The organism is Bradyrhizobium sp. Kon69 (genome assembly GCF_055807515.1).
Genome location: NZ_JBVVOS010000106.1, coordinates 1 through 511 on the forward strand (window position 1 = coordinate 1; position 511 = coordinate 511).

The window sequence follows — 511 nt, forward strand, 5'->3', positions numbered from 1 at the left end:
CAGCCGGACATCATCCGTTGCCAGCAGAAGCTGAGCGCACTGGAGGCTGAAACCGGCCTCACGATTGCCGAGATCAAGGACATCAACCGTCGCATGTCGATCGGTGAGGCCAAGGCCCGCCGCGCGAAGAAAGAGATGGTTGAAGCGAACTTGCGTCGGGTGATCTCCATCGCCAAGAAGTACACCAACCGTGGCCTGCAATTCCTCGACCTGATCCAGGAAGGCAACATCGGTTTGATGAAGGCTGTGGACAAGTTCGAATACCGTCGCGGCTACAAGTTCTCGACTTATGCCACCTGGTGGATCCGTCAGGCGATCACTCGCTCGATCGCCGACCAGGCCCGCACCATCCGTATTCCGGTGCACATGATCGAGACCATCAACAAGCTCAACCGTATCTCCCGGCAGATGTTGCAGGAGATGGGTCGCGAACCGACCCCGGAAGAGCTGGGCGAGCGCATGGAAATGCCTGAGGATAAGATCCGCAAGGTATTGAAGATCGCTAAAGAGC

The 511-nt window shown here is 57.3% G+C and carries 1 protein-coding gene; it reads left to right on the forward strand.

All coding sequences use genetic code 11. The features are described from left to right. A partial coding sequence (locus AC0L3U_RS38415; protein WP_473364963.1) for a sigma-70 family RNA polymerase sigma factor occupies window positions 1-511 on the forward strand: 511 nt, incomplete at both ends.